Genomic DNA, 21,598 nt, shown 5'->3' on the forward strand with positions numbered 1-21,598 from the left:
AGGTTTTTAGACACCTCATAACTTAATTTCTAATTTACTTATAGAATTCTTGTAGTGGACTTTTAATAAATCCTTTTAATTTCAACAATTCATAAGGGTGTTGTTTTTTTTCAATTGCTGCTGTTCTTAATGTTAACAATGGCAATAATTCTCCCTTTTGCATCTTTGATTCTTTATTTTTTTTCTTTTGTTGATTTATTGTAATAGCTTGTTGAATTGAATCTGTTTTTAATACATTTAAATCTGTATCAATCGGGTTATTTTCAACAATTTTGATTATAATTCGCTTAATATCACTCAATTCCAGATTATCAAAAATTCCTAGTGAGGCTACCTCCACAGTTAAATTTTCTATCGTATCCTGTCGCTTATATCCCAAAGTATTTTGTCGTTCTTTCATCGCCTTTTTGATTTTACCTTCATACTCTGTGTTTTGCTTATGGTTAATCATCAGATCATCTAGATTAATCATAATATCCTCGTACTTATACATCGCTTTTAAATCGTTTTTACGAATTGCATTAAGCATTGGTTGGATAATTTTCATATCCTCTTTTGCTGTTTTCTTCAGAACATGTGGAGTAATTCTTTCTTCTTCATTTGATTCATCAAATAAAGCTCGCTCCTGTGCTAAAATAAACAAGTTTACTGCAACCGAAGTTATCCCCTGACATTCCTCATAAAAAGTCTTTTTCACATCTTCAGTAAGTTCTGAGCGTGTTTTAAGACATTGTAATTCCCATAAAGTTTCTAAAAAGAAATCCCATTCCTCACTGTCCTCAGCCATACGATCCCAAATAATCGCACCGTCACTTGCTGCACGACGAGCTTGTCTGAAGTTACCTTTAAATAATTGCTGTGCCTTTGAAGTACCAATTAATACTGTGGGGATACCAACTGTATTTGATAGCGTAACAAAGAAATTCAGCATTTCCTCTTGGTCGTTCTTAGAATGTAAAAGGTGCTGAATTTCATCGATGACTAGCACACCAATACCATACATACTTGCTAATGAAGTCATATGTAAAAGCATTGTTGATGTAATACGATTTAAGTAGCCGTACTTCTCTAGGTAACGAGTTCCTAATAAGTCATCAATCGCTTTGAAAAAGCTTTTGCAAAGTGTTGATAAGCTGCCATCATATGGACAATCAATTTTAAGCCAAACAATTTGTGTACGATTAAAAGGCTGGCCTTTATACGTCTCATGCTTAATAACTTGAGGATACATAAGTAACAATCGTTCAATTGCTGTTGTTTTACCAATACCAGATATACCGATAATTGATAAACTATCTGCTGTAGAACGAATATAATTCAAGCGCTCATCAATATATTTATGAGCTTCTTCCTCATCTTCACGTAATTGGTGTAATACTCGAATACGTTCAAAAAACGTTTTCTCTAAAGGATTTCGAGCTAAGTAACCTCTACGTATTAGCGTAGAAAGTCTCCGTTCTACTTCAAAATGAATTGGTAAAGGCTGAATAAAGTTTTTCACACGTTTTAGCACATGATATCGGATATTCGTTTCACTTTGCTTTTCTTGCTGTGTAATACGTGGGGTCACCATAAATCGCTCTAGTACATTGTCTTCATCGAAAATACACGGAAGAGCCTCGATGAATGGATTGTTACTATACTCAGATAAAGCTTGTTCCCTATATGTTGCTTTCTCAAAATCACCTTTAAGGACAAGATTATTCGTCTTTTCCAAACTTCTCATCTCGCTTCTTCTTTAGTTTTTCCATTAGTCGCGAACTGGATTTTTTAGGTATGTCATCTTGCACTTTTTCTTTTGTTACAAAATCAATAACATCTGGTTGATCACTGACTACAGCTAGCGATAAATCAAACTTCTCCTCTACACGATTTAACTGTTTTTCCGTATGTTTGTTATCTCTTATCGAAACAATTTTTTCTTTCTTACTTGTCGGTTGATTGAATGATTGCTTTTTCTTCTTCTCTGCTTTTTTTATTATTTCATTCATCATGGCATCCATATTAATTGTTAGCTGTACTTGATGAGATCGTTCGATTTCTTCCAATTCACTACGTAGCTGTTGATAAAAAACGATTTCCTCTAAAAAGTCGTTTCGATACTGTTGGCTTGGCTCAAGTAATATACACGCTTCATAATCCATACCATTATCATGAGGAATATATATCTTCTCGACATTACGAGGATCATAAACAATTTCAATACTGCGATTTTTTAACTTCAAGTACCACTGTTCTTCAATTGCTTGTCGTGAACCATATAACAAGTTTTTAAACTTAATACCGGCTCTAGAAATTGTTGCCTTGCCACGTGGTAACACATTTAAGCGTAGAATATTACGATCGATTGTTCTTAATCGCCCTTTACGATTTTGAATGCCCCAGTTCCATAAATTAACCGGTGTTGGTACTAAACCGTCTGTAATCATTTCTTTTTCCATTGGATATTTATCAATGATTTTATGATTATGATGAAGGACTAGCGTAATAATTAATGTTGTGAATTCTTTAAGATTTAACGTAGCATCTAAACGATAATCTTGATCTCCACGTTCTCGATATTCCTTTTGAATTGCACCAGGAGCCTTCTGTTTTATCTTGCCGTTAAACGTACGAAATTTGCGCTCAACAATTCCTTTTAAATCTCCTCGGTATGCTGTCGTATTTTCTATTTTTATATTTAAGTTATTGATTAAATTTTCGACAGAATATCCTTCAAACTCTCCACGATCTGCAATAATAATTTCAGGTAAATGTTTTGTTGGCCATTGTTCCTCAGTAATCTCGATTCCATATTTCTTACAAAACTCCACCTTGTCTGCTACCATATTATCTAAAGCCATCATCGCTCCAATCCATGAAGGTCCTTCTAATCCAACATATAGTCCTGTTATTATTCGTGAATACACATCAATGACAGCATAAATAACAGGGCGACCAATGACTTTATTTACATCCAACGAGCTCACTAAATAAATATCTGCAATTGTAGCATCAATTTGAAAGCGAGTACCTGGACCATTTGTTTCTGATTTTGAATCACTTAAAATAGGACGATGCTTTAGTTCATATTCTTTAGCACTTTTACGGAACTGAATATCTTTCTTTGGATCTTCTATTTTCTTAAACCAATAGTAAAACTGATTGTAAGACGGAATTCGATTTGCTTCCCATACTCTGTATTTCATTTCACCATTTTCTTTATAACGGTCTGAATAAAAATCACGCAATATGAAATGATAGACATCTTTTAATGAGTAGTTGTTCGTTTTTCGGTAAAATTTATTAATGGCATGCTCAAACTGAAGCTTCACTTCGTCTGTTATATTAATGCCAGTTTGATAATCGCCACTAATGTTCACTCTACGTGGACGACCTGTTTTGGCTTCTTTCAAAGACTTGGCTTTACCCTTGCCACCAGAATTTGCATAGTCAGGTAACATGGCATTTTTATTCATACCACGCTGCCAATACCGACTAAGTAATTTTTTTATTTTCGTTTTTCCAAGTCCACTTGTCTTAACGATATCAGTAATTTTCTTTTCTCTTCCTTTTTTTCGTAGTAACTCACTTATATTAGGGAGGATATATTCTTCTACTGTTCGCCAATCTTCTTCACGTTTACGAATTTGAACTTCTGTAAGCTCATTATCTGGGATAGCTTTTGCAAAAGGATCACTTACAACAAGAAGTTCATCTTGATTCATCTCTGTCTGTAAGTTTAAATAAAGTTCCCTTTGGGGCATAGCACTTGTCGTATCAATATTAACTATATATACATAAGATTCTTCTATCTCAATAACACGTAATCTTCTTGAATCAGATACATATTGAAGCACTTGGTTAATCAATATCATCCGTATTTCACCTTCTTCAGATTGCTATCATCAATCGACTTAATGGTGATTGACTTTTCCAAATTTAAAGGCTCAATCATATCTATGATGATGATTTTTCGAGATAATAAATGATAAAACAACGTTACACCACTACCAAAAGGCAAATGCGTATCTGTATCAAATTCATTTGTGATTTTACGAATGCTTTCAGTAGTTCCTAATAACCTTTGCATTAAAGAAACAGATAAATCTTCAATATGCAGTGCACTCATTTCTCGAAATACATCATAATCTCGAATGTCATAGTAATCGTGGATATAACTAATGTTTCTCGCCAATGTTTTAGGTATTTCTTCTTCTGTTACAATGCCCCAATCAATTTCTTTTCGGTGCCAATACTCACGTTCAATCTCAAATTTTTCAAGTATACGCTCTTTTAATAATTCATCCCTCATTTTAATTGTATGAGCTACCTCAAATACGCTTTGTCCATTATTAATCGTTAATAAAAAATCCGTTGTCATCACAATCGGTTCTCCTGTTTTAGGGTCAGTAGGATGTTTAATACCTAACTCATCTGCAATAACAAGTGTTTCTTCCAATGGTAGTAAAGGGAATTGCTCACGAATATCAATAATAAAATCCGAAAATTCAGTTATATAAAAGTAGTTTCGTTCTAAATCTGATAAAAACTCATGCTGTCTGTTTGTCTTTATCCCTTTCAAGCGAGTAGATCTACCTAACGAAGACACATCTTGAATTTTTAACCATGGTTTATATTCTGAACCAATACCTGAGCCACGGCCCTCTTTTATCCATTTCTCAATTTTAGATGTTCTTTTTCTTTTTGACATAAAAACACCCCTTTAGACAATCATATCTAAAGGGGGTAAGCTTCGCAACTTTCTTATAAACATCGTGACTTTCTTCAAAACATCGCAACTTTCTTATAAACATCGTGACTTTATTTCAAAGCCACAATTTTTACAAAGCAACCCTTCCTGCCTACTCCACCGTTACACTCTTAGCCAGGTTTCTCGGCTTATCAACATCGCAGTCGCGGTGCAGTGCAGCATAGTAAGAAATAAGTTGTAGTGGTAAAACAGAGACAAGAGGTGTTAATAGTTCGTGCACTTCTGGAATGATGAAGGTATCGCCTTCAAATTCCAGTCCTTTCATGGAGATGATGCACGGGTTAGCGCCGCGGGCAACGACTTCTTTGACATTTCCGCGAATACCTAAATTAACAATTTCTTGTGTTGCTATTGCGATAACAGGGGTGCCTTCTTCGATTAAAGCGATTGTACCATGCTTTAGCTCTCCTCCAGCAAATCCTTCCGCTTGAATATAAGAGATTTCTTTTAGTTTTAGTGCACCTTCAAGGCCTACATAGAAATCGATGCCACGTCCGATGAAGAAGGCGTTGCGGGTAACTGTTAGAAACTCACGGGCAATTGATTCGAATTCTTCCTTTTCATCACAAAGCACTTCCATCGCATTGGCGATAATGCCTAACTCTCGGACAAGATTGAAATTCGGTTCCATGCCGCGGCTTTTTGCCGTTACTTCAGCTAAGATGACTAATACAGCTAGTTGTGCCGTGTAGGCTTTTGTTGAAGCAACGGCAATTTCAGGACCAGCATGCAGCAGCAAAGTATAATCCGCTTCACGTGACAGCGTAGAGCCTTGTACGTTTGTGATTGTAATGGCTTTATAACCCATTTCCTTTACCTGAACAAGAACGGCACGGCTGTCAGCTGTTTCCCCGCTTTGTGTGATAAAGATGAACAATGGTTTTTCAGAAAGCATAGGCATGTTGTAGCCAAATTCACTTGAGATGTGTACCTCTACAGGGATTTTTGCCAATCTTTCAATGAACTGCTTTCCAACAAGACCTGCATGATAAGAAGTACCTGCTGCAATGATGTAAATGCGGTCTGCCTCATTCATGGCAGTAATAATCTCCTGATCAATCGTTAACTCGCCATTGTCGTTTTGATATTTTTGAATAATTTTGCGCATCACTAAGGGCTGCTCATCAATTTCTTTAAGCATATAGTGAGGGTATGTGCCTTTTTCAATATCACTTGCATCAAGTTCGGCTGTATATGGCTCACGGGTAATAACATCCCCATTAAGATTTTTAATCGTCACTGCATTTCTTGTTACGATTACCATTTCTTTGTCCATCAGCTCTACATATTGATCTGTCACTTGCAGCATCGCCATCGCATCAGAAGCAACTACATTAAAGGAATCACCCAAACCTACTAAAAGCGGACTCTTGTTTTTTGCAACAAAGATTGCTTCTTCATTTTGGTCATCTAAAAGTGCAAGTGCATAGGATCCTTTTAATAGCTGAAGCGTTTTGCGGAACGCTTCTTCAGTACTTAGCCCTTCGCCAGCAAATACTTCAATTAGCTGAACAATGACCTCTGTATCTGTTTCGCTCGTAAAGTTCACATCCTGCAGGTATTCACGCTTTAAGATTTCATAGTTCTCAATGACACCATTATGAACAAGCGTAAAACGGCCTGATGCACTTTGATGAGGATGAGAGTTGATCGTGCTCGGTACCCCATGAGTAGCCCAGCGAGTGTGACCAATTCCAGTCTGGGCAAGCACATCAAAATCAACTGTATTACGTAAATCTGCTATACGGCCTTTTTCTTTAAAAACATGAACGCCTTTTTCATTGATTACAGCAATTCCTGCTGAGTCATAGCCTCTATATTCAAGCTTTTCTAAACCTCTAAGTAGAATTTCCTTCGTATCATTTAATCCAATATATCCTACGATTCCGCACATACTTCTTTTCCTCCTGATGAGAAGGGGCAAGAAGCCAATTAGGGCAGTCTTGCCCCTTATCTCTGTAGTTAAATTTAAATTCGTATGATGTCAGACAACTCCACCTGAACATACGATACTCTTTTTGCTTTGTAAATTAGCATTCCCTACTCTTTGTCCATTAAGTTACCCTAATGCTTTAAAGAAGAGATGACGGTTTGCTTTAACCGGGAGGCATCCGCCGATTGATCGATAAACCTCCTCCTCGTCAACTAATCCCCTCTATCCGATCGGAATTAGTCCAGGCGCTTCTATTCCATTCTATTATCCTACTGCCCACCTTTCTTTTTTTTAAACACTATTTTGTAAAAAAATTTACAAAGCACGATAATCATACAATATAGGCAGCAACTAGTCAACCAAAAACGAAAGAGGAGCTCCTTGAACACCCCTTTAAATAAAATATGCATAAGGGAGTCTTTTCGTTCCCTTATGCATTCTATATCTTATTCTTCGTCTAAACCCATTTCTTGCTTCACAACTGAGGCAATACGTTCAACATAGGCATTGCACAGCTCCTCTGTTGCCGCTTCCGCCATCACCCTCACAAGTGGCTCCGTTCCTGAAGGACGTACTAATATCCGCCCGTTTCCTTTCATTTCATGCTCAACTTCAGTAATAATCGCACGTACCTTCTCATTATCTGTTACATGATGTTTATCAGTCACTCGAATATTGACAAGCTTTTGTGGAAATTTTTGCATTTCCTTTGCCAGCTCAGATAATGGCTTCTTTGTCATTTTCATTATATTTACGAGCTGCAAACCTGATAAAAGTCCGTCCCCTGTTGTTACATAATCGAGGAAGATAATATGGCCAGACTGCTCACCGCCAAGATTGTAGCCGTTCTTCTTCATTTCTTCAACCACATATCTGTCTCCGACTGCGGTTTGAATGCTTTCAATTTCATTTGCTTCAAGTGCTTTGTAGAAACCAAGATTGCTCATAACAGTTGAAACAACTGTACTATGCTTCAATCGGCCTTGTTCCTTCAGATACTTTCCACAAATGTACATAATTTGGTCACCATCGACAATATCGCCATTCTCATCAATCGCAATCAGGCGATCTCCATCTCCATCAAAGGCCAGACCAATATCCGCTTCCCGTTCCTTCACAAATGCGGCAAGGGTTTCAGGATGTGTGGAACCGACTCCCTCATTAATATTCAACCCGTTAGGAGAAGCACCAATCATGGATAAATCCGCATCTAAATCTGCGAATAGATGGGATGCAAGTGATGATGTTGCTCCATGTGCGCAATCTAAAGCAATATGTATGCCTGAAAAATCCTCATCCACCGTCTGCTTTAAATATTGGAGGTATTTCTGTCCGCCTTCAAAATAATCATTTACTTGCCCAAGATCGCCTCCAACTGGTCTAGGCAGCTGATCTTCCTCCATATCCATTAAGCTTTCAATCTCAAGCTCCTGCTCATCTGAAAGCTTAAATCCGTCTGGACCGAAAAATTTAATCCCATTATCAGCAACAGGGTTGTGGGAGGCAGAAATCATCACTCCCGCTTCCGCACCAAGTGCCTTTGTTAAATAGGCAACACCTGGAGTCGAGAGAACACCTAAGCGCATAACCTCCGCACCAATGGATAGTAAGCCTGCCACTAAAGCCCCTTCAAGCATATGGCCTGAAATCCGTGTATCACGACCAATCAAAACCTTCGGGTGATTTTTATCCTTAGTTAAAATATATCCTCCACATCGACCTAATTTAAAGGCCAATTCAGGGGTTAATTCACTATTTGCGACCCCGCGTACTCCATCCGTACCGAAATATTTTCCCATACCTATTATCGCTCCTTCTTTCGTTTTTCTAGATTATACTTCCTTTTGAGTAATCGATATTTTTGCCGTTTCCGTCGCCAGCTTCCAATCAATATCCGTCGGACCTTTAACACTAATTTTTACTTCATGGTCCCCTTCACTTAAATTAGCTAAATCCAGAAAGACATTAAAGTCACTCGCCTGCAGCTCTGCAATCTTATCGCGTTTCCCTGTAACCGTTAAATTAGCCCCATTAGCTGGTGTCTGGAGGGAAGCCTCATATTCGCTGGCTAGTCCCGTTAGATGAATAGGGAGATTTGAGAACATCTTGTGTTCATCTGCCTCTTCATTATTTTTACTTGTTTCACTATTTTTTTCACTCGTCTTTATTGTTGTTTTAACAGTCGTTGGATTGACTTCTTTTATTTCATCCGAAATAATGACTGGCAAAGTGATTTCTGTATTTCCATTCACTTGGCTAAGATCCACTTCCACTCTTACATTTTCCGTTTTATCCAGCACCTCTTGACTGCCATAAATCTTTGCTTCGGTTACATCAAGTGAAATCGATTCAACAGAAATATTCTCTGGCGGACTTCCCTTTTCAACGATTTTAATTGGTACGACCTTACTCAAGCTTTTAACAGGGATAATTACATCCACCGTTTCCTGTTCGATGAATACATCTAACTTATTCATGTTCTTATCTAATACAAGAACTTGAGCTTCTCTTCTTACGGTTTCCCTAATCGGGTCTTTAATATTTACGGCCGCTTTTACATAGGTAATTCTTTCGATTACATCTTTCGCACCGGTTATCTTCACTTTCTTTGGCTCAGCCTCAGGTGCTTCTGAAATATAGCCATCTTCAACTAATGACTGATCAAATTCAACATCAACTTTATATTCCTTTGTAACCTTTTCTTGTATACTGACATTGACATATGCCGGATCAATGGTCACATCCAATTTATCCGAAATATCCCTAATTTTGATTGGTACCCTTTCTGTACCTATTTCGGCATCAGATAAATCCACATACACTTCAAAATTCCTTTGTACCTTTGCTGGCTGAAGGACATTTTTTGGTCCTTTTATTGTAAGTTCAACTGTATCTGGTACACCAGTGACAATTAAGTTCTCTGTATCATAATACGTCTTAACCGGAACATCAGATAGTACCTCTGTGTCTTGCTCTCCTGGAACATTTACATTCGATACATTTTTAATTGGATCATATACGGATTGGAAAAGCAGTAAGGCAAGGATTAAGGCAACTATTTTCATAAACCAGCGGGTATCAACAAGTTTATCGATAAATTTATCCATTTTTCTTCACCCTCCAGTTCCAACGTCCTGAAGAAGTTTGTTTTACATTATTTTTAGCGATTAGTTCATTCGTAAGCAATTCCTTGAATGCTTCTGATTTCAAATCCCTGTGCAGCTCGCCATTTTTCGTCAGCGAAACACTGCCGGTCTCTTCTGATACGATTACGGTTAAACTATCTGTTACTTCACTAATTCCAAGAGCAGCCCGATGTCGTGTTCCAAGCTCTTTTGAAATAAACGGGCTTTCTGACAAAGGCAAATAGCACGCAGCAGCAGCAACCGTATTCTTTTGTAAAATAACAGCTCCATCATGTAATGGAGTGTTAGGGATAAAGATATTTATTAGCAATTCAGAGGAGATTTTTGATTCAAGCGGAATACCTGTTTCAATATAATCACCCATTCCCGTTTCACGCTCTACGGAAATAAGCGCACCAATACGGCGCTTTGCCATATAATCAACAGCTTTAACAATCGCCTCTACCATTTTCTCCTGATCTTCGCCCTCCTGATTGCCACTTCTTGAGAAAAGGCGTCCTCGCCCTAATTGTTCAAGCGCTCTTCTTAGTTCAGGCTGGAAAATAATTGCAATTGCCAAAAATCCCCAAATAAGTACTTGTTCCATCATCCATCCTAATGTTTGCAGGTGGAAGGTATCGCTGATAATTTTCACGAGGAGTATAACGAATATTCCTTTTACTAATTGAACAGCTTTCGTCCCACGTACAATGGTAATAAGCTTATAGATGACGAACCATACAAGGAGAATGTCAACAGTATTAGCCAAAAATTTCAGTATAGAGAAATCTGAAAACAACGACATTGTCCTTCCTCCAAAAATATATTAATACAGTGCATGCGTCTTGCCCTTATTAAGGGAACTCTTCGGGCTTGAGCCAGACTGTTCAAAATACGATTAGTTCTATTCATTTCGTAACTTTCATATTATATCATTGAAAGCAATCCCATTCCAATGAGGAATATACTTGAAATAAAAAATAGGAACACTGCATACATGCAGTGTTCCTATTTTACTTTGCTGCTTCAGGTTCTTCTTGGTCAAAAATAGAAACCACCTCTGTTGCGGTCTTTTTGATGTGATACCACAGCCAATCAAAAATCGCATTCACTTCTTTAATTTCTCCTGTCACTTGACCAGCAGAAGCAAGGTACTTTTCTCCATTGATGACGGTAACATCGCCTTCAACCTGTCCCTCAATCTGGATTTTTCCATTTTTCACAGTCACATCGCCTTTAACAACTTCTCCTTTAGGGACAATGACGGTATCATTTTGGACGATAAGATTTGGCTGCTTGGATACTGAAAATTCATGATCCTGCTCCCATGAAGAAAATAAACTTCCTGCCATAAGCACGATGAATAAAGAAGCTGCCGTAAATAAAGGATGATGCCTGACCCAACGCTGAAAACCGACCTTACGTTTTTCCTTAGGCAATTTAGCCATCACCTTTGCAGTAAAATCCGATGGCACATTTATATGTGAAGTACTCTGAACAAGAGCAATGGTCTTTCGTAACTCATGAAAATGTGTTTGACACTCCTTACAGCTTTGGAGATGTGCTCTTAATTCTTGTTCATTTTCGGCTGAGATCTCTTCATCTAAATATTCATGCATATAAATGATCATTTCTGCTGGACACTTCAAAGTTCTCACCCTCTTTTATTATACATGCCGTAATTGGTTTCTTAATGCTTCTCTTCCTCTGTGTATTCTAGTCTTAACCGTACCTAAGGGCAAATCCAAAATCTTACTAATTTCATTTAAGGATAGCTCTTCAATATACTTTAATACAATAACAGTACGGTATTTTTCAGGAAGCTTAGAAATCTCCCTCTGGATGGTTTCCTGTAGCTCTAAGCTCTCTACATCGTCTTCAGGCAAGCTTGTATCTGATGCAATTTGTGAATACATTGTTAGTCCGTCTGTACCTGCCACCTCTGCATCTAAATAATAATCAGGCTTCTTCTTTCTGATCCGGTCGATACAAAGATTTGTTGCTATTCGATAAAGCCACGAAGAGAACTTTAGATTAATATTAAAGCTATGGATATTGACGTATGCCCTCAAAAAAGCCTCTTGAGCAATATCTTCCGCCTCATGCCTATTTCCTAGCATTCTGTAACAGATTTGAAATACCTTTTCTCCATATATTTCAACCACTTCTGCATAAGCATCCTGATCGCCTTTTAATACTTGTTTTATCCTTTTCTTTACGATTGCTTCCATTTTTTTACCTCCGCTCAACATGCGGCTAATCGACATTACGAATCGATAGCGGAAAAGGTTTCACTTTTTTTAAAAAAATACTCATTATATCTATATTAACAAATTTTTACTTACTTGGATGGTTTTTTTCCTATTGGTGTAAAAGAATATTAATTATAGAAGTTCAATTGAATGCCTAATAAAAAAACAAGAACATAATGTTCTTGCTTTCAACTATACTATAATAACTTTTCCCCAAATAGCGATCCCATTAAGGCTACAGCAACAGTTGCTGTTTTATTCTTATCATCGAGAATCGGATTTACTTCTACAAATTCAGCTGATGTAATAATCTCAGATTCAGCCAGCATCTCCATTGCTAAATGGCTTTCACGGTAGCTTATGCCTCCTAGTACCGGAGTTCCTACACCTGGTGCATCATTAGGATCAAGTCCATCTAAATCTAAAGAAAGATGTACACCATCCGTGTTTCCCTTTAAATAGGAAATCGCTTCTTCCATAACCTTCGTCATCCCAATGCGGTCAATCTCATGCATCGTATAAACCTTAATACCCTTCTCCTTAATCAAGGCTCGTTCCCCTTCATCTAATGAACGTGCGCCAATAATTACAATATTTTCAGGCTTAACCTTCGGTGCATATCCACCAACATTCGTTAATAACGGATGCCCCATTCCAAGGCTTACCGCAAGCGGCATCCCATGTATATTCCCAGTTGGCGATGTCTCTGCCGTATTTAAATCTCCATGTGCATCATACCAGATAACACCAAGATTATTATAATGCTTCGCTACCCCAGCTAGTGTTCCAATCGCAATACTATGATCTCCACCAAGAACTAATGGAAATGAACCTGCTTCAATTACCTGATCGACTTCCTTAGCAAGCATTTCTGACTTTTCTGCAATTAAATGCAAATTTCTAAGATTCGATTCTGGATCTATCTCTACTTCGGGTCTTCCAATAGCAATGTCCCCTCGATCATGAACTTCATCAAATAAATTTTTTAGCCTTTCATTTATACCAGCGTAACGGATAGCACTTGGCCCCATATCCACTCCGCGTCTCATTTGTCCCAAATCCATAGGCATCCCAATAATGGCAAGCTTCTTCATGAAAAGATTCTCCCTTCATCCCTGTATCTATCTCTATTTTAACCATATTAAAAGAAATGACTCAACTCGACAAAAGCATGTATATATATACGAAAAATGAGTAAGATTCTAAAAATTAATATAGTTAGTCACTTAAGTATGTAGCCTTTACACTGGGCTTCATGAATTTATTTCTGACCGTAATACGTTTTACAATGAATAAGAGAAAAAAGACCTAAAAGGATTCATTCCCTTAAGGTCTTTTCTTCATCATATAAATGAGCCATGAAGGACTCGAACCTTCGACCCTCTGATTAAAAGTCAGATGCTCTACCGACTGAGCTAATGGCTCAAAAATAATGGCTGGGCTAGCTGGATTCGAACCAACGCATGTCGCAGTCAAAGTGCGATGCCTTACCGCTTGGCTATAGCCCAATGATTCTAATATCATTTGCAAAAAGGACAATGATTATTCTTAAAAAATAAAAAGGACTAGTTTATTCTTGTCCATTTTTAATATTGCTATTAAAAATAATGGTGGAGGGGGACGGATTCGAACCGCCGAACCCGAAGGAGCGGATTTACAGTCCGCCGCGTTTAGCCACTTCGCTACCCCTCCGAAAGTTATAAAACATGCCGGCCAGAGGACTTGAACCCCCAACCTACTGATTACAAGTCAGTTGCTCTACCAATTGAGCTAGGCCGGCAAAATAAAATTAATGGTGGAGGATGACGGGATCGAACCGCCGACCCTCTGCTTGTAAGGCAGATGCTCTCCCAGCTGAGCTAATCCTCCGAAAATGGTGACCCCTACGGGATTCGAACCCGTGTTACCGCCGTGAAAGGGCGGTGTCTTAACCGCTTGACCAAGGGGCCATATAATTGATTATGGTAAGCTCCCAAGCGGGCTCGAACCGCTGACCTCTTCCTTACCATGGAAGTGCTCTACCTGCTGAGCTATGGAAGCATAAAAACTACCTGCTCAAATAGATCTTCAGAAAAAATGGCTCCGCAGGTAGGACTCGAACCTACGACCGATCGGTTAACAGCCGATAGCTCTACCACTGAGCTACTGCGGAATATTTAAAGCCTAGCGACGTCCTACTCTCACAAGGGGACAGCCCCTAACTACCATCGGCGCTGAGAAGCTTAACTTCCGTGTTCGGGATGGGAACGGGTGTGGCCTTCTCGCCATCGTCACTAGACCTATTTATGATGAGGTTTGTTCCCTCAAAACTAGATAATGCTAAAGAAGAAGTTGAGTAATCATTTTGTCCAGCTACGGCTCCTAACTTCTCGGTCGTTTCGATCCGCCCCTACAAATCCAAATGCGGGATTTGCATGGTCGGCTCTCCAACGCCTCTCGAAGTTGAACAGTCGCCTTCGCCTTTCATTTTGGTTAAGTCCTCGACCGATTAGTATTTGTCAGCTCCACGTGTCACCACGCTTCCACCTCAAACCTATCAACCTGATCATCTTTCAGGGGTCTTACTAGCTTGACGCTATGGGAAATCTCATCTCGAGGGGGGCTTCATGCTTAGATGCTTTCAGCACTTATCCCTTCCGCACATAGCTACCCAGCGATGCTCTTGGCAGAACAACTGGTACACCAGCGGTGCGTCCATCCCGGTCCTCTCGTACTAAGGACAGCTCCTCTCAAATTTCCTGCGCCCACGACGGATAGGGACCGAACTGTCTCACGACGTTCTGAACCCAGCTCGCGTACCGCTTTAATGGGCGAACAGCCCAACCCTTGGGACCGACTACAGCCCCAGGATGCGATGAGCCGACATCGAGGTGCCAAACCTCCCCGTCGATGTGGACTCTTGGGGGAGATAAGCCTGTTATCCCCGGGGTAGCTTTTATCCGTTGAGCGATGGCCCTTCCATGCGGAACCACCGGATCACTAAGCCCGACTTTCGTCCCTGCTCGACTTGTAGGTCTCGCAGTCAAGCTCCCTTATGCCTTTACACTCTTCGAATGATTTCCAACCATTCTGAGGGAACCTTTGGGCGCCTCCGTTACTTTTTAGGAGGCGACCGCCCCAGTCAAACTGCCCACCTGACACTGTCTCCTGCCCCGATCAGGGGCATGGGTTAGAATTTCAATACAGCCAGGGTAGTATCCCACCGATGCCTCCACCGAAGCTGGCGCTCCGGCTTCCAAGGCTCCTACCTATCCTGTACAAGCTGTACCGAAATTCAATATCAGGCTACAGTAAAGCTCCACGGGGTCTTTCCGTCCTGTCGCGGGTAACCTGCATCTTCACAGGTACTATAATTTCACCGAGTCTCTCGTTGAGACAGTGCCCAGATCGTTACGCCTTTCGTGCGGGTCGGAACTTACCCGACAAGGAATTTCGCTACCTTAGGACCGTTATAGTTACGGCCGCCGTTTACTGGGGCTTCAATTCAGAGCTTCGCGTAAGCTAACCCCTCCTCTTAACCTTCCAGCACCGGGCAGGCGTCAGCCCCTATACTTCGCCTTGCGGCTTCGCAGAGACCTGTGTTTTTGCTAAACAGTCGCCTGGGCCTATTCACTGCGGCTTTTCAGGGCTATTCACCCTAAAAAGCACCCCTTCTCCCGAAGTTACGGGGTCATTTTGCCGAGTTCCTTAACGAGAGTTCTCTCGCTCACCTTAGGATTCTCTCCTCGCCTACCTGTGTCGGTTTGCGGTACGGGCACCTTATCCTCACTAGAGGCTTTTCTTGGCAGTGTGGAATCAGGAACTTCGGTACTATATTTCCCTCGCTGTCACAGCTCAGCCTTCACGCAAACGGGATTTTCCTCGCTTGCAGCCTAACTGCTTAGACGCACATATCCAGCAGTGCGCTTACCCTATCCTCCTGCGTCCCCCCATTGCTCAAACGGAGTTTGGTGGTACAGGAATATCAACCTGTTGTCCATCGCCTACGCTTTTCAGCCTCGGCTTAGGTCCCGACTAACCCTGAGCGGACGAGCCTTCCTCAGGAAACCTTAGGCATTCGGTGGATGGGATTCTCACCCATCTTTCGCTACTCATACCGGCATTCTCACTTCTAAGCGCTCCACCAGTCCTTGCGGTCTAGCTTCAACGCCCTTAGAACGCTCTCCTACCACGGACATCGTAGATGTCCATCCACAGCTTCGGTGATACGTTTAGCCCCGGTACATTTTCGGCGCAGAGTCACTCGACCAGTGAGCTATTACGCACTCTTTAAATGGTGGCTGCTTCTAAGCCAACATCCTGGTTGTCTAAGCAACTCCACATCCTTTTCCACTTAACGTATACTTTGGGACCTTAGCTGGTGGTCTGGGCTGTTTCCCTCTTGACTACGGATCTTATCACTCGCAGTCTGACTCCCATGGATAAGTCTTTGGCATTCGGAGTTTGTCTGAATTCGGTAACCCGATGGGGGCCCCTAGTCCAAACAGTGCTCTACCTCCAAGACTCTTTCTACATGAGGCTAGCCCTAAAGCTATTTCGGAGAGAACCAGCTATCTCCAAGTTCGATTGGAATTTCTCCGCTACCCACACCTCATCCCCGCACTTTTCAACGTGCGTGGGTTCGGTCCTCCATTCAGTGTTACCTGAACTTCAACCTGGACATGGGTAGATCACCTGGTTTCGGGTCTACGACCACATACTCATTCGCCCTATTCAGACTCGCTTTCGCTGCGGCTCCGTCTATTCAACTTAACCTTGCATGTAATCGTAACTCGCCGGTTCATTCTACAAAAGGCACGCTATCACCCATTAACGGGCTCTAACTACTTGTAGGCACACGGTTTCAGGATCTCTTTCACTCCCCTTCCGGGGTGCTTTTCACCTTTCCCTCACGGTACTGGTTCACTATCGGTCACTAGGGAGTATTTAGCCTTGGGAGATGGTCCTCCCTGCTTCCGACGGGATTTCTCGTGTCCCGCCGTACTCAGGATCCACTCTGGAGGGAACGAAGTTTCAACTACAGGGCTTTTACCTTCTCTGGCCGGCCTTTCCAGACCTGTTCATTTACCTCGTTCCTTTGTAACTCCGTGTAGAGTGTCCTACAACCCCAAGAGGCAAGCCTCTTGGTTTGGGCTAATCCCGTTTCGCTCGCCGCTACTCAGGGAATCGCGTTTGCTTTCTCTTCCTCCGGGTACTTAGATGTTTCAGTTCCCCGGGTCTGCCTTCAATACCCTATGTATTCAGGTAAAGATTCTATCCCATTACGGATAGAGGGTTCCCCCATTCGGAAATCTCCGGATCAAAGCTTACTTACAGCTCCCCGAAGCATATCGGTGTTAGTCCCGTCCTTCATCGGCTCCTAGTGCCTAGGCATTCACCGTGCGCCCTTTCTAACTTAACCTACTTCGGTCAATGATCAACTGCGCATCTCGGCGTCAGCTCTCTCGCTGTGCTCCTCACGTACTGAGTACGTTCCGGTGCTCGCTCGGTCGCTTCCTTGATCTGCTTGTTGCTCATTGCCCTCATGGTTTACACTCTTACTTGGTTTTAAAAACTCAATATAAGAGAAAAAACTTACTTGGTTTTAAAAACTCAATATAAGAGAAAAAACTAAGATGGCGATTACTCGGTTATCTTCTTTATTGCATTATCTAGTTTTCAAAGAACAAGGCTACTGATTTCAATCACAACGTGATTAAGCTTCGTAGCTATTCATCATGCTGCCTTGCGACGAGCTGAGGTTTATCTTCCTCGAACTACTGCGGCGCAGGAGCAAAATAATATGAGAGATTACTCTCTCAAAACTGAACGAACAATGAAACGTCTTTTAATGAAGTTAGACTTCATTTCATCCTTAGAAAGGAGGTGATCCAGCCGCACCTTCCGATACGGCTACCTTGTTACGACTTCACCCCAATCATCTGTCCCACCTTAGGCGGCTGGCTCCTTGCGGTTACCCCACCGACTTCGGGTGTTACAAACTCTCGTGGTGTGACGGGCGGTGTGTACAAGGCCCGGGAACGTATTCACCGCGGCATGCTGATCCGCGATTACTAGCGATTCCGGCTTCATGCAGGCGAGTTGCAGCCTGCAATCCGAACTGAGAATGGTTTTATGGGATTGGCTAAACCTCGCGGTCTTGCAGCCCTTTGTACCATCCATTGTAGCACGTGTGTAGCCCAGGTCATAAGGGGCATGATGATTTGACGTCATCCCCACCTTCCTCCGGTTTGTCACCGGCAGTCACCTTAGAGTGCCCAACTGAATGCTGGCAACTAAGATCAAGGGTTGCGCTCGTTGCGGGACTTAACCCAACATCTCACGACACGAGCTGACGACAACCATGCACCACCTGTCACTCTGTCCCCCGAAGGGGAACGTCCTATCTCTAGGATTGTCAGAGGATGTCAAGACCTGGTAAGGTTCTTCGCGTTGCTTCGAATTAAACCACATGCTCCACCGCTTGTGCGGGCCCCCGTCAATTCCTTTGAGTTTCAGCCTTGCGGCCGTACTCCCCAGGCGGAGTGCTTAATGCGTTTGCTGCAGCACTAAAGGGCGGAAACCCTCTAACACTTAGCACTCATCGTTTACGGCGTGGACTACCAGGGTATCTAATCCTGTTCGCTCCCCACGCTTTCGCGCCTCAGTGTCAGTTACAGACCAGAAAGTCGCCTTCGCCACTGGTGTTCCTCCAAATCTCTACGCATTTCACCGCTACACTTGGAATTCCACTTTCCTCTTCTGCACTCAAGTCTCCCAGTTTCCAATGACCCTCCCCGGTTGAGCCGGGGGCTTTCACATCAGACTTAAGAAACCACCTGCGCGCGCTTTACGCCCAATAATTCCGGACAACGCTTGCCACCTACGTATTACCGCGGCTGCTGGCACGTAGTTAGCCGTGGCTTTCTGGTTAGGTACCGTCAAGGTACCGCCCTATTCGAACGGTACTTGTTCTTCCCTAACAACAGAGTTTTACGATCCGAAAACCTTCATCACTCACGCGGCGTTGCTCCGTCAGACTTTCGTCCATTGCGGAAGATTCCCTACTGCTGCCTCCCGTAGGAGTCTGGGCCGTGTCTCAGTCCCAGTGTGGCCGATCACCCTCTCAGGTCGGCTACGCATCGTCGCCTTGGTAAGCCGTTACCTCACCAACTAGCTAATGCGCCGCGGGCCCATCTGTAAGTGATAGCCGAAGCCATCTTTCAGCTTTTCTACATGAGTAGAAAAGGATTATCCGGTATTAGCTCCGGTTTCCCGAAGTTATCCCAGTCTTACAGGCAGGTTGCCCACGTGTTACTCACCCGTCCGCCGCTAATCTTTGGGAGCAAGCTCCCTCAGATTCGCTCGACTTGCATGTATTAGGCACGCCGCCAGCGTTCGTCCTGAGCCAGGATCAAACTCTCCAATAAAGAGTAAGATTAGCTCTTAAGTTTTAATACTTGAATTAACGTTGACGTTTTTTGTTCGTTCAGTTTTCAAAGAGCAATATCAATTCCGCTGCTTACAGCGACTTTATTAATATATCACCTTTCACTTTCGACGTCAACAACTTTTTTAAGTTATTTTCATTACGTCATTAGCGACGCTTATTAATATAACAGCTAAATAAAACTAAGTCAACAAAAATCAAAGAGTTTTTTTGAAAGTTTTATCCCTTTTGTTCCCTCTTCTGTCTATTTAGCATATATTTCAAGCATTCATTAGGTGCAGCCACTCTTTTGAATAACGAAAATAATATTTTATATCTCTCTTCCATTGCTCTTTTTACTATATGATCGATTCGTTCATCCTTCAAATCAAATAATATTTCATCCATTTCTCTTTTTATTAAATACTCTATTTCTTTTTGTTCTTTTTGATTGATTAACATTCCTAACATCCTATAACCCCTTTATTTCAGTTTGGTTTTTGTAGTATTTTCCATTTTATTTTTTTTATGAATTTGTTTTTCAAATCATTTTTGAAAATTACTTGCATAAGATTGAGACAAGAAGTATTTGGACGAGGTGAGAGGAATTATGAACTTCTTTTTTGTGCTTAACGGAAAAACGTTTAAACAGCTTGTTATCGTTGTAACAACCGCTTTTTTTGCTGCCTGGTTCCTTTACGTCGGAAACATTGTTCATCTGCCAGCTTTTTCAACAAAAGACGGGCCTAAAGCAATATACAAAGGTGAAAAAGATCTGGCACTCACATTTAATATCGGGTGGGGCGATGAAAAGGCAGAACCCATTCTCGATGTTCTTAAAAAGGAAAATGTGAAAGCTGCTACCTTTTTCCTTGCGGGATCATGGGCAGAACGTCACCCAGATCTTGTTGCTCGAATCGTTAAGGAAGGATATGAAATTGGAATACTTGGTTATAATTATGAAGACTATACCGAGCTTGAAGAACAGAAAATTAGGCAGGATATTGCGAAGGCTCAAGATGCATTTAAAAAGTTAAATGTAAAAGATATTAAGCTAATTCGAGCACCGACAGGACATTTTGATCAAAAAACATTAAAGGTAGCTGACAGACTCGGATATACGGTTGTACATTGGAGTCTTGATTCAAAGGATTGGACAAATCCCGGCATAGAGGTCATCGTCAAGAATGCGGCACAAGCAAAAAAGGGAGATATCCTGCTATTACACGCCTCAGATTCTGCGAAACAAACAGCAAAAGCTTTGCCTCAAATCATCCAAGGGATAAACAGCAAAAATTTAAAGTTTGTGTCCGTTTCTGAAATGATTGCGAATGCTGAAACAAATACAAGCGAAGTCAAATAATACAATAATATATTAACTAAGCAAAAAAGCCGTCCTTATTTGGCCGGCTTTTTTGCTACTTTTTGTCTTTGCTCTTGTGAAGCTTTATTAAGCTTTTGAAGAATAAGCAACTGGTACGCGTTACATACTAATAACGGAAATATCATTAGATATACCCAGCTTTCTTCATTTACTCGCAAAACTGGGACCCACTCGATTGTTGTTACAACAACCATAAAAAATACAGCAGGTATAAATGCTTCTTTACTTGTCATCTTAACTTTCATTGCTGCCACTGCCGCTCCAACAACAAGGATAAATGCTGCTACTCCAACATATGGCCAAATGCTGTCTCCTTCTTCAGCAAAAGTATTATAACGAAGGTAGACCAAATCAAATAAAACAAACAAGATTAGAATAACCTGAACTGCATTCCATAACGAATGGGATTTAAATATGCCAAGTCCAAAACGATGAACGGTTAAATAAGCAAAAAAACCTGCTTGGCTTAGAACACTGAAAATAAAACCTACTCCAATTAACCATATTAAAACAGATAATATTTCAAGAAGATCGAAAGATGTAAATATAGGTTCAAATTCATTCCAGCGCACAATAAAACCTACAACCCCAGTAGTTAATCCCCCAACTAACAGAGTTGTCATAAACAACTTTACCCAGTTCCGGCTAGTCAACTTATTTTTCCTCCATAGCATTTATTCAATCCCTTTTGATTGTACCAACGTAGCAATAAAAAATCTAGGTAAAGCAATTCAAGCGAATAA

General features: G+C 41.1%; 13 protein-coding genes, 8 tRNA genes and 3 rRNA genes. 1 reads left to right on the top strand and 23 read right to left on the bottom strand.

Annotated elements, in window-relative coordinates; genetic code table 11:
- Nucleotides 1–34: 34 nt before the first annotated feature.
- The 22 genes from FI644_RS08745 to FI644_RS08850 all read right to left on the bottom strand — a co-directional run bounded on the left by FI644_RS08745 (nucleotide 35) and on the right by FI644_RS08850 (nucleotide 19,942).
- Nucleotides 35–1,726: an ATP-binding protein gene (locus FI644_RS08745; RefSeq protein WP_142108238.1), complete on the bottom strand. Its 1,692-nt coding sequence runs from the start codon at nucleotides 1,724–1,726 to the stop codon at nucleotides 35–37.
- On the bottom strand, nucleotides 1,701–3,857 hold the full coding sequence (locus FI644_RS08750; protein WP_142108239.1) for a TnsB C-terminal domain-containing protein: 2,157 nt from the start codon (nucleotides 3,855–3,857) through the stop codon (nucleotides 1,701–1,703). Before FI644_RS08750 ends, FI644_RS08745 begins: the two co-directional genes overlap by 26 nt.
- The gene (locus tag FI644_RS08755; protein ID WP_142108240.1) at nucleotides 3,854–4,693 is read right to left on the bottom strand and encodes a TnsA endonuclease N-terminal domain-containing protein; all 840 of its coding nucleotides are present in this window, start codon (nucleotides 4,691–4,693) and stop codon (nucleotides 3,854–3,856) included. The genes FI644_RS08750 and FI644_RS08755 overlap by 4 nt, the downstream gene beginning before the upstream one ends.
- Nucleotides 4,694–4,844: 151 nt before the next feature.
- Nucleotides 4,845–6,647, bottom strand: a complete 1,803-nt coding sequence (gene glmS / locus FI644_RS08760) for a glutamine--fructose-6-phosphate transaminase (isomerizing) (RefSeq protein WP_142108241.1) — start codon at nucleotides 6,645–6,647, stop codon at nucleotides 4,845–4,847.
- A 485-nt stretch (nucleotides 6,648–7,132) separates the two neighbouring features.
- Complete coding sequence (gene glmM / locus FI644_RS08765; protein WP_053477967.1) at nucleotides 7,133–8,485, bottom strand: phosphoglucosamine mutase; 1,353 nt, start codon at nucleotides 8,483–8,485, stop codon at nucleotides 7,133–7,135.
- Nucleotides 8,486–8,518: 33 nt separating this feature from the next.
- The gene (locus FI644_RS08770) at nucleotides 8,519–9,793 is read right to left on the bottom strand and encodes a CdaR family protein (RefSeq protein WP_053477966.1); all 1,275 of its coding nucleotides are present in this window, start codon (nucleotides 9,791–9,793) and stop codon (nucleotides 8,519–8,521) included.
- On the bottom strand, nucleotides 9,786–10,616 hold the full coding sequence (gene cdaA, locus FI644_RS08775; protein WP_053477965.1) for a diadenylate cyclase CdaA: 831 nt from the start codon (nucleotides 10,614–10,616) through the stop codon (nucleotides 9,786–9,788). The genes FI644_RS08770 and cdaA overlap by 8 nt, the downstream gene beginning before the upstream one ends.
- Nucleotides 10,617–10,824: 208 nt before the next feature.
- Entirely contained in the window at nucleotides 10,825–11,460 is a 636-nt protein-coding gene (locus FI644_RS08780; protein WP_053477964.1) for an anti-sigma factor family protein, read from the bottom strand.
- Between the two features lie 18 nt (nucleotides 11,461–11,478).
- Nucleotides 11,479–12,042, bottom strand: a complete 564-nt coding sequence (gene sigW / locus FI644_RS08785; RefSeq protein WP_053477963.1) for an RNA polymerase sigma factor SigW — start codon at nucleotides 12,040–12,042, stop codon at nucleotides 11,479–11,481.
- Nucleotides 12,043–12,260: 218 nt separating this feature from the next.
- On the bottom strand, nucleotides 12,261–13,157 hold the full coding sequence (gene rocF / locus FI644_RS08790) for an arginase (RefSeq protein ID WP_053477962.1): 897 nt from the start codon (nucleotides 13,155–13,157) through the stop codon (nucleotides 12,261–12,263).
- A gap of 258 nt (nucleotides 13,158–13,415) precedes the next feature.
- A tRNA-Lys gene (locus tag FI644_RS08795) sits at nucleotides 13,416–13,488 on the bottom strand.
- 8 nt (nucleotides 13,489–13,496) lie between these two features.
- Nucleotides 13,497–13,571, bottom strand: a tRNA-Gln gene (locus FI644_RS08800).
- Between the two features lie 100 nt (nucleotides 13,572–13,671).
- Nucleotides 13,672–13,755 (bottom strand) — tRNA-Tyr (locus FI644_RS08805).
- Nucleotides 13,756–13,770: 15 nt separating this feature from the next.
- Nucleotides 13,771–13,843, bottom strand: a tRNA-Thr gene (locus FI644_RS08810).
- Nucleotides 13,844–13,856: 13 nt separating this feature from the next.
- Nucleotides 13,857–13,932 (bottom strand) — tRNA-Val (locus tag FI644_RS08815).
- Between the two features lie 5 nt (nucleotides 13,933–13,937).
- A tRNA-Glu gene (locus tag FI644_RS08820) sits at nucleotides 13,938–14,012 on the bottom strand.
- A gap of 18 nt (nucleotides 14,013–14,030) precedes the next feature.
- Nucleotides 14,031–14,103: transfer RNA gene (locus FI644_RS08825), tRNA-Thr, on the bottom strand.
- A 37-nt stretch (nucleotides 14,104–14,140) separates the two neighbouring features.
- Nucleotides 14,141–14,215, bottom strand: a tRNA-Asn gene (locus FI644_RS08830).
- Between the two features lie 9 nt (nucleotides 14,216–14,224).
- Nucleotides 14,225–14,341: ribosomal RNA gene (rrf, locus tag FI644_RS08835) — 5S ribosomal RNA — on the bottom strand.
- Nucleotides 14,342–14,531: 190 nt separating this feature from the next.
- Nucleotides 14,532–17,464: ribosomal RNA gene (locus FI644_RS08840) — 23S ribosomal RNA — on the bottom strand.
- Between the two features lie 457 nt (nucleotides 17,465–17,921).
- Nucleotides 17,922–19,472: ribosomal RNA gene (locus FI644_RS08845) — 16S ribosomal RNA — on the bottom strand.
- The 16S, 23S and 5S rRNA genes sit together here with 8 tRNA genes alongside, the layout of an rRNA operon.
- A 239-nt stretch (nucleotides 19,473–19,711) precedes the next feature.
- A complete protein-coding gene (locus FI644_RS08850) occupies nucleotides 19,712–19,942 on the bottom strand; it encodes a hypothetical protein (RefSeq protein ID WP_053478228.1) in 231 nt (76 codons plus the stop codon).
- Nucleotides 19,943–20,081: 139 nt separating this feature from the next.
- Between FI644_RS08850 and pdaB the strand changes: the two genes are divergently transcribed.
- On the top strand, nucleotides 20,082–20,834 hold the full coding sequence (gene pdaB / locus FI644_RS08855; RefSeq protein WP_053478229.1) for a polysaccharide deacetylase family sporulation protein PdaB: 753 nt from the start codon (nucleotides 20,082–20,084) through the stop codon (nucleotides 20,832–20,834).
- Between the two features lie 35 nt (nucleotides 20,835–20,869).
- Here the strand turns inward: pdaB and FI644_RS08860 are convergent, their stop codons facing one another.
- Nucleotides 20,870–21,508, bottom strand: a complete 639-nt coding sequence (locus FI644_RS08860) for a KinB-signaling pathway activation protein (protein WP_053478230.1) — start codon at nucleotides 21,506–21,508, stop codon at nucleotides 20,870–20,872.
- Nucleotides 21,509–21,598: the final 90 nt, after the last annotated feature.

Source organism: Cytobacillus solani (assembly GCF_006704205.1).
Lineage (GTDB): Bacteria > Bacillota > Bacilli > Bacillales > Cytobacillaceae > Cytobacillus > Cytobacillus solani.

Bases quoted from the DNA above. Each gene is read 5' to 3' on its own strand.
- FI644_RS08745 (WP_142108238.1), bottom strand. From the start codon at position 1,726: ATGAGAAGTTTGGAAAAGACGAATAATCTTGTCCTTAAAGGTGATTTT.
- FI644_RS08750 (WP_142108239.1), bottom strand. From the start codon at position 3,857: ATGATATTGATTAACCAAGTGCTTCAATATGTATCTGATTCAAGAAGA.
- FI644_RS08755 (WP_142108240.1), bottom strand. From the start codon at position 4,693: ATGTCAAAAAGAAAAAGAACATCTAAAATTGAGAAATGGATAAAAGAG.
- glmS (WP_142108241.1), bottom strand. From the start codon at position 6,647: ATGTGCGGAATCGTAGGATATATTGGATTAAATGATACGAAGGAAATT.
- glmM (WP_053477967.1), bottom strand. From the start codon at position 8,485: ATGGGAAAATATTTCGGTACGGATGGAGTACGCGGGGTCGCAAATAGT.
- FI644_RS08770 (WP_053477966.1), bottom strand. From the start codon at position 9,793: ATGGATAAATTTATCGATAAACTTGTTGATACCCGCTGGTTTATGAAA.
- cdaA (WP_053477965.1), bottom strand. From the start codon at position 10,616: ATGTCGTTGTTTTCAGATTTCTCTATACTGAAATTTTTGGCTAATACT.
- sigW (WP_053477963.1), bottom strand. From the start codon at position 12,042: ATGGAAGCAATCGTAAAGAAAAGGATAAAACAAGTATTAAAAGGCGAT.
- rocF (WP_053477962.1), bottom strand. From the start codon at position 13,157: ATGAAGAAGCTTGCCATTATTGGGATGCCTATGGATTTGGGACAAATG.
- FI644_RS08850 (WP_053478228.1), bottom strand. From the start codon at position 19,942: ATGTTAGGAATGTTAATCAATCAAAAAGAACAAAAAGAAATAGAGTAT.
- pdaB (WP_053478229.1), top strand. From the start codon at position 20,082: ATGAACTTCTTTTTTGTGCTTAACGGAAAAACGTTTAAACAGCTTGTT.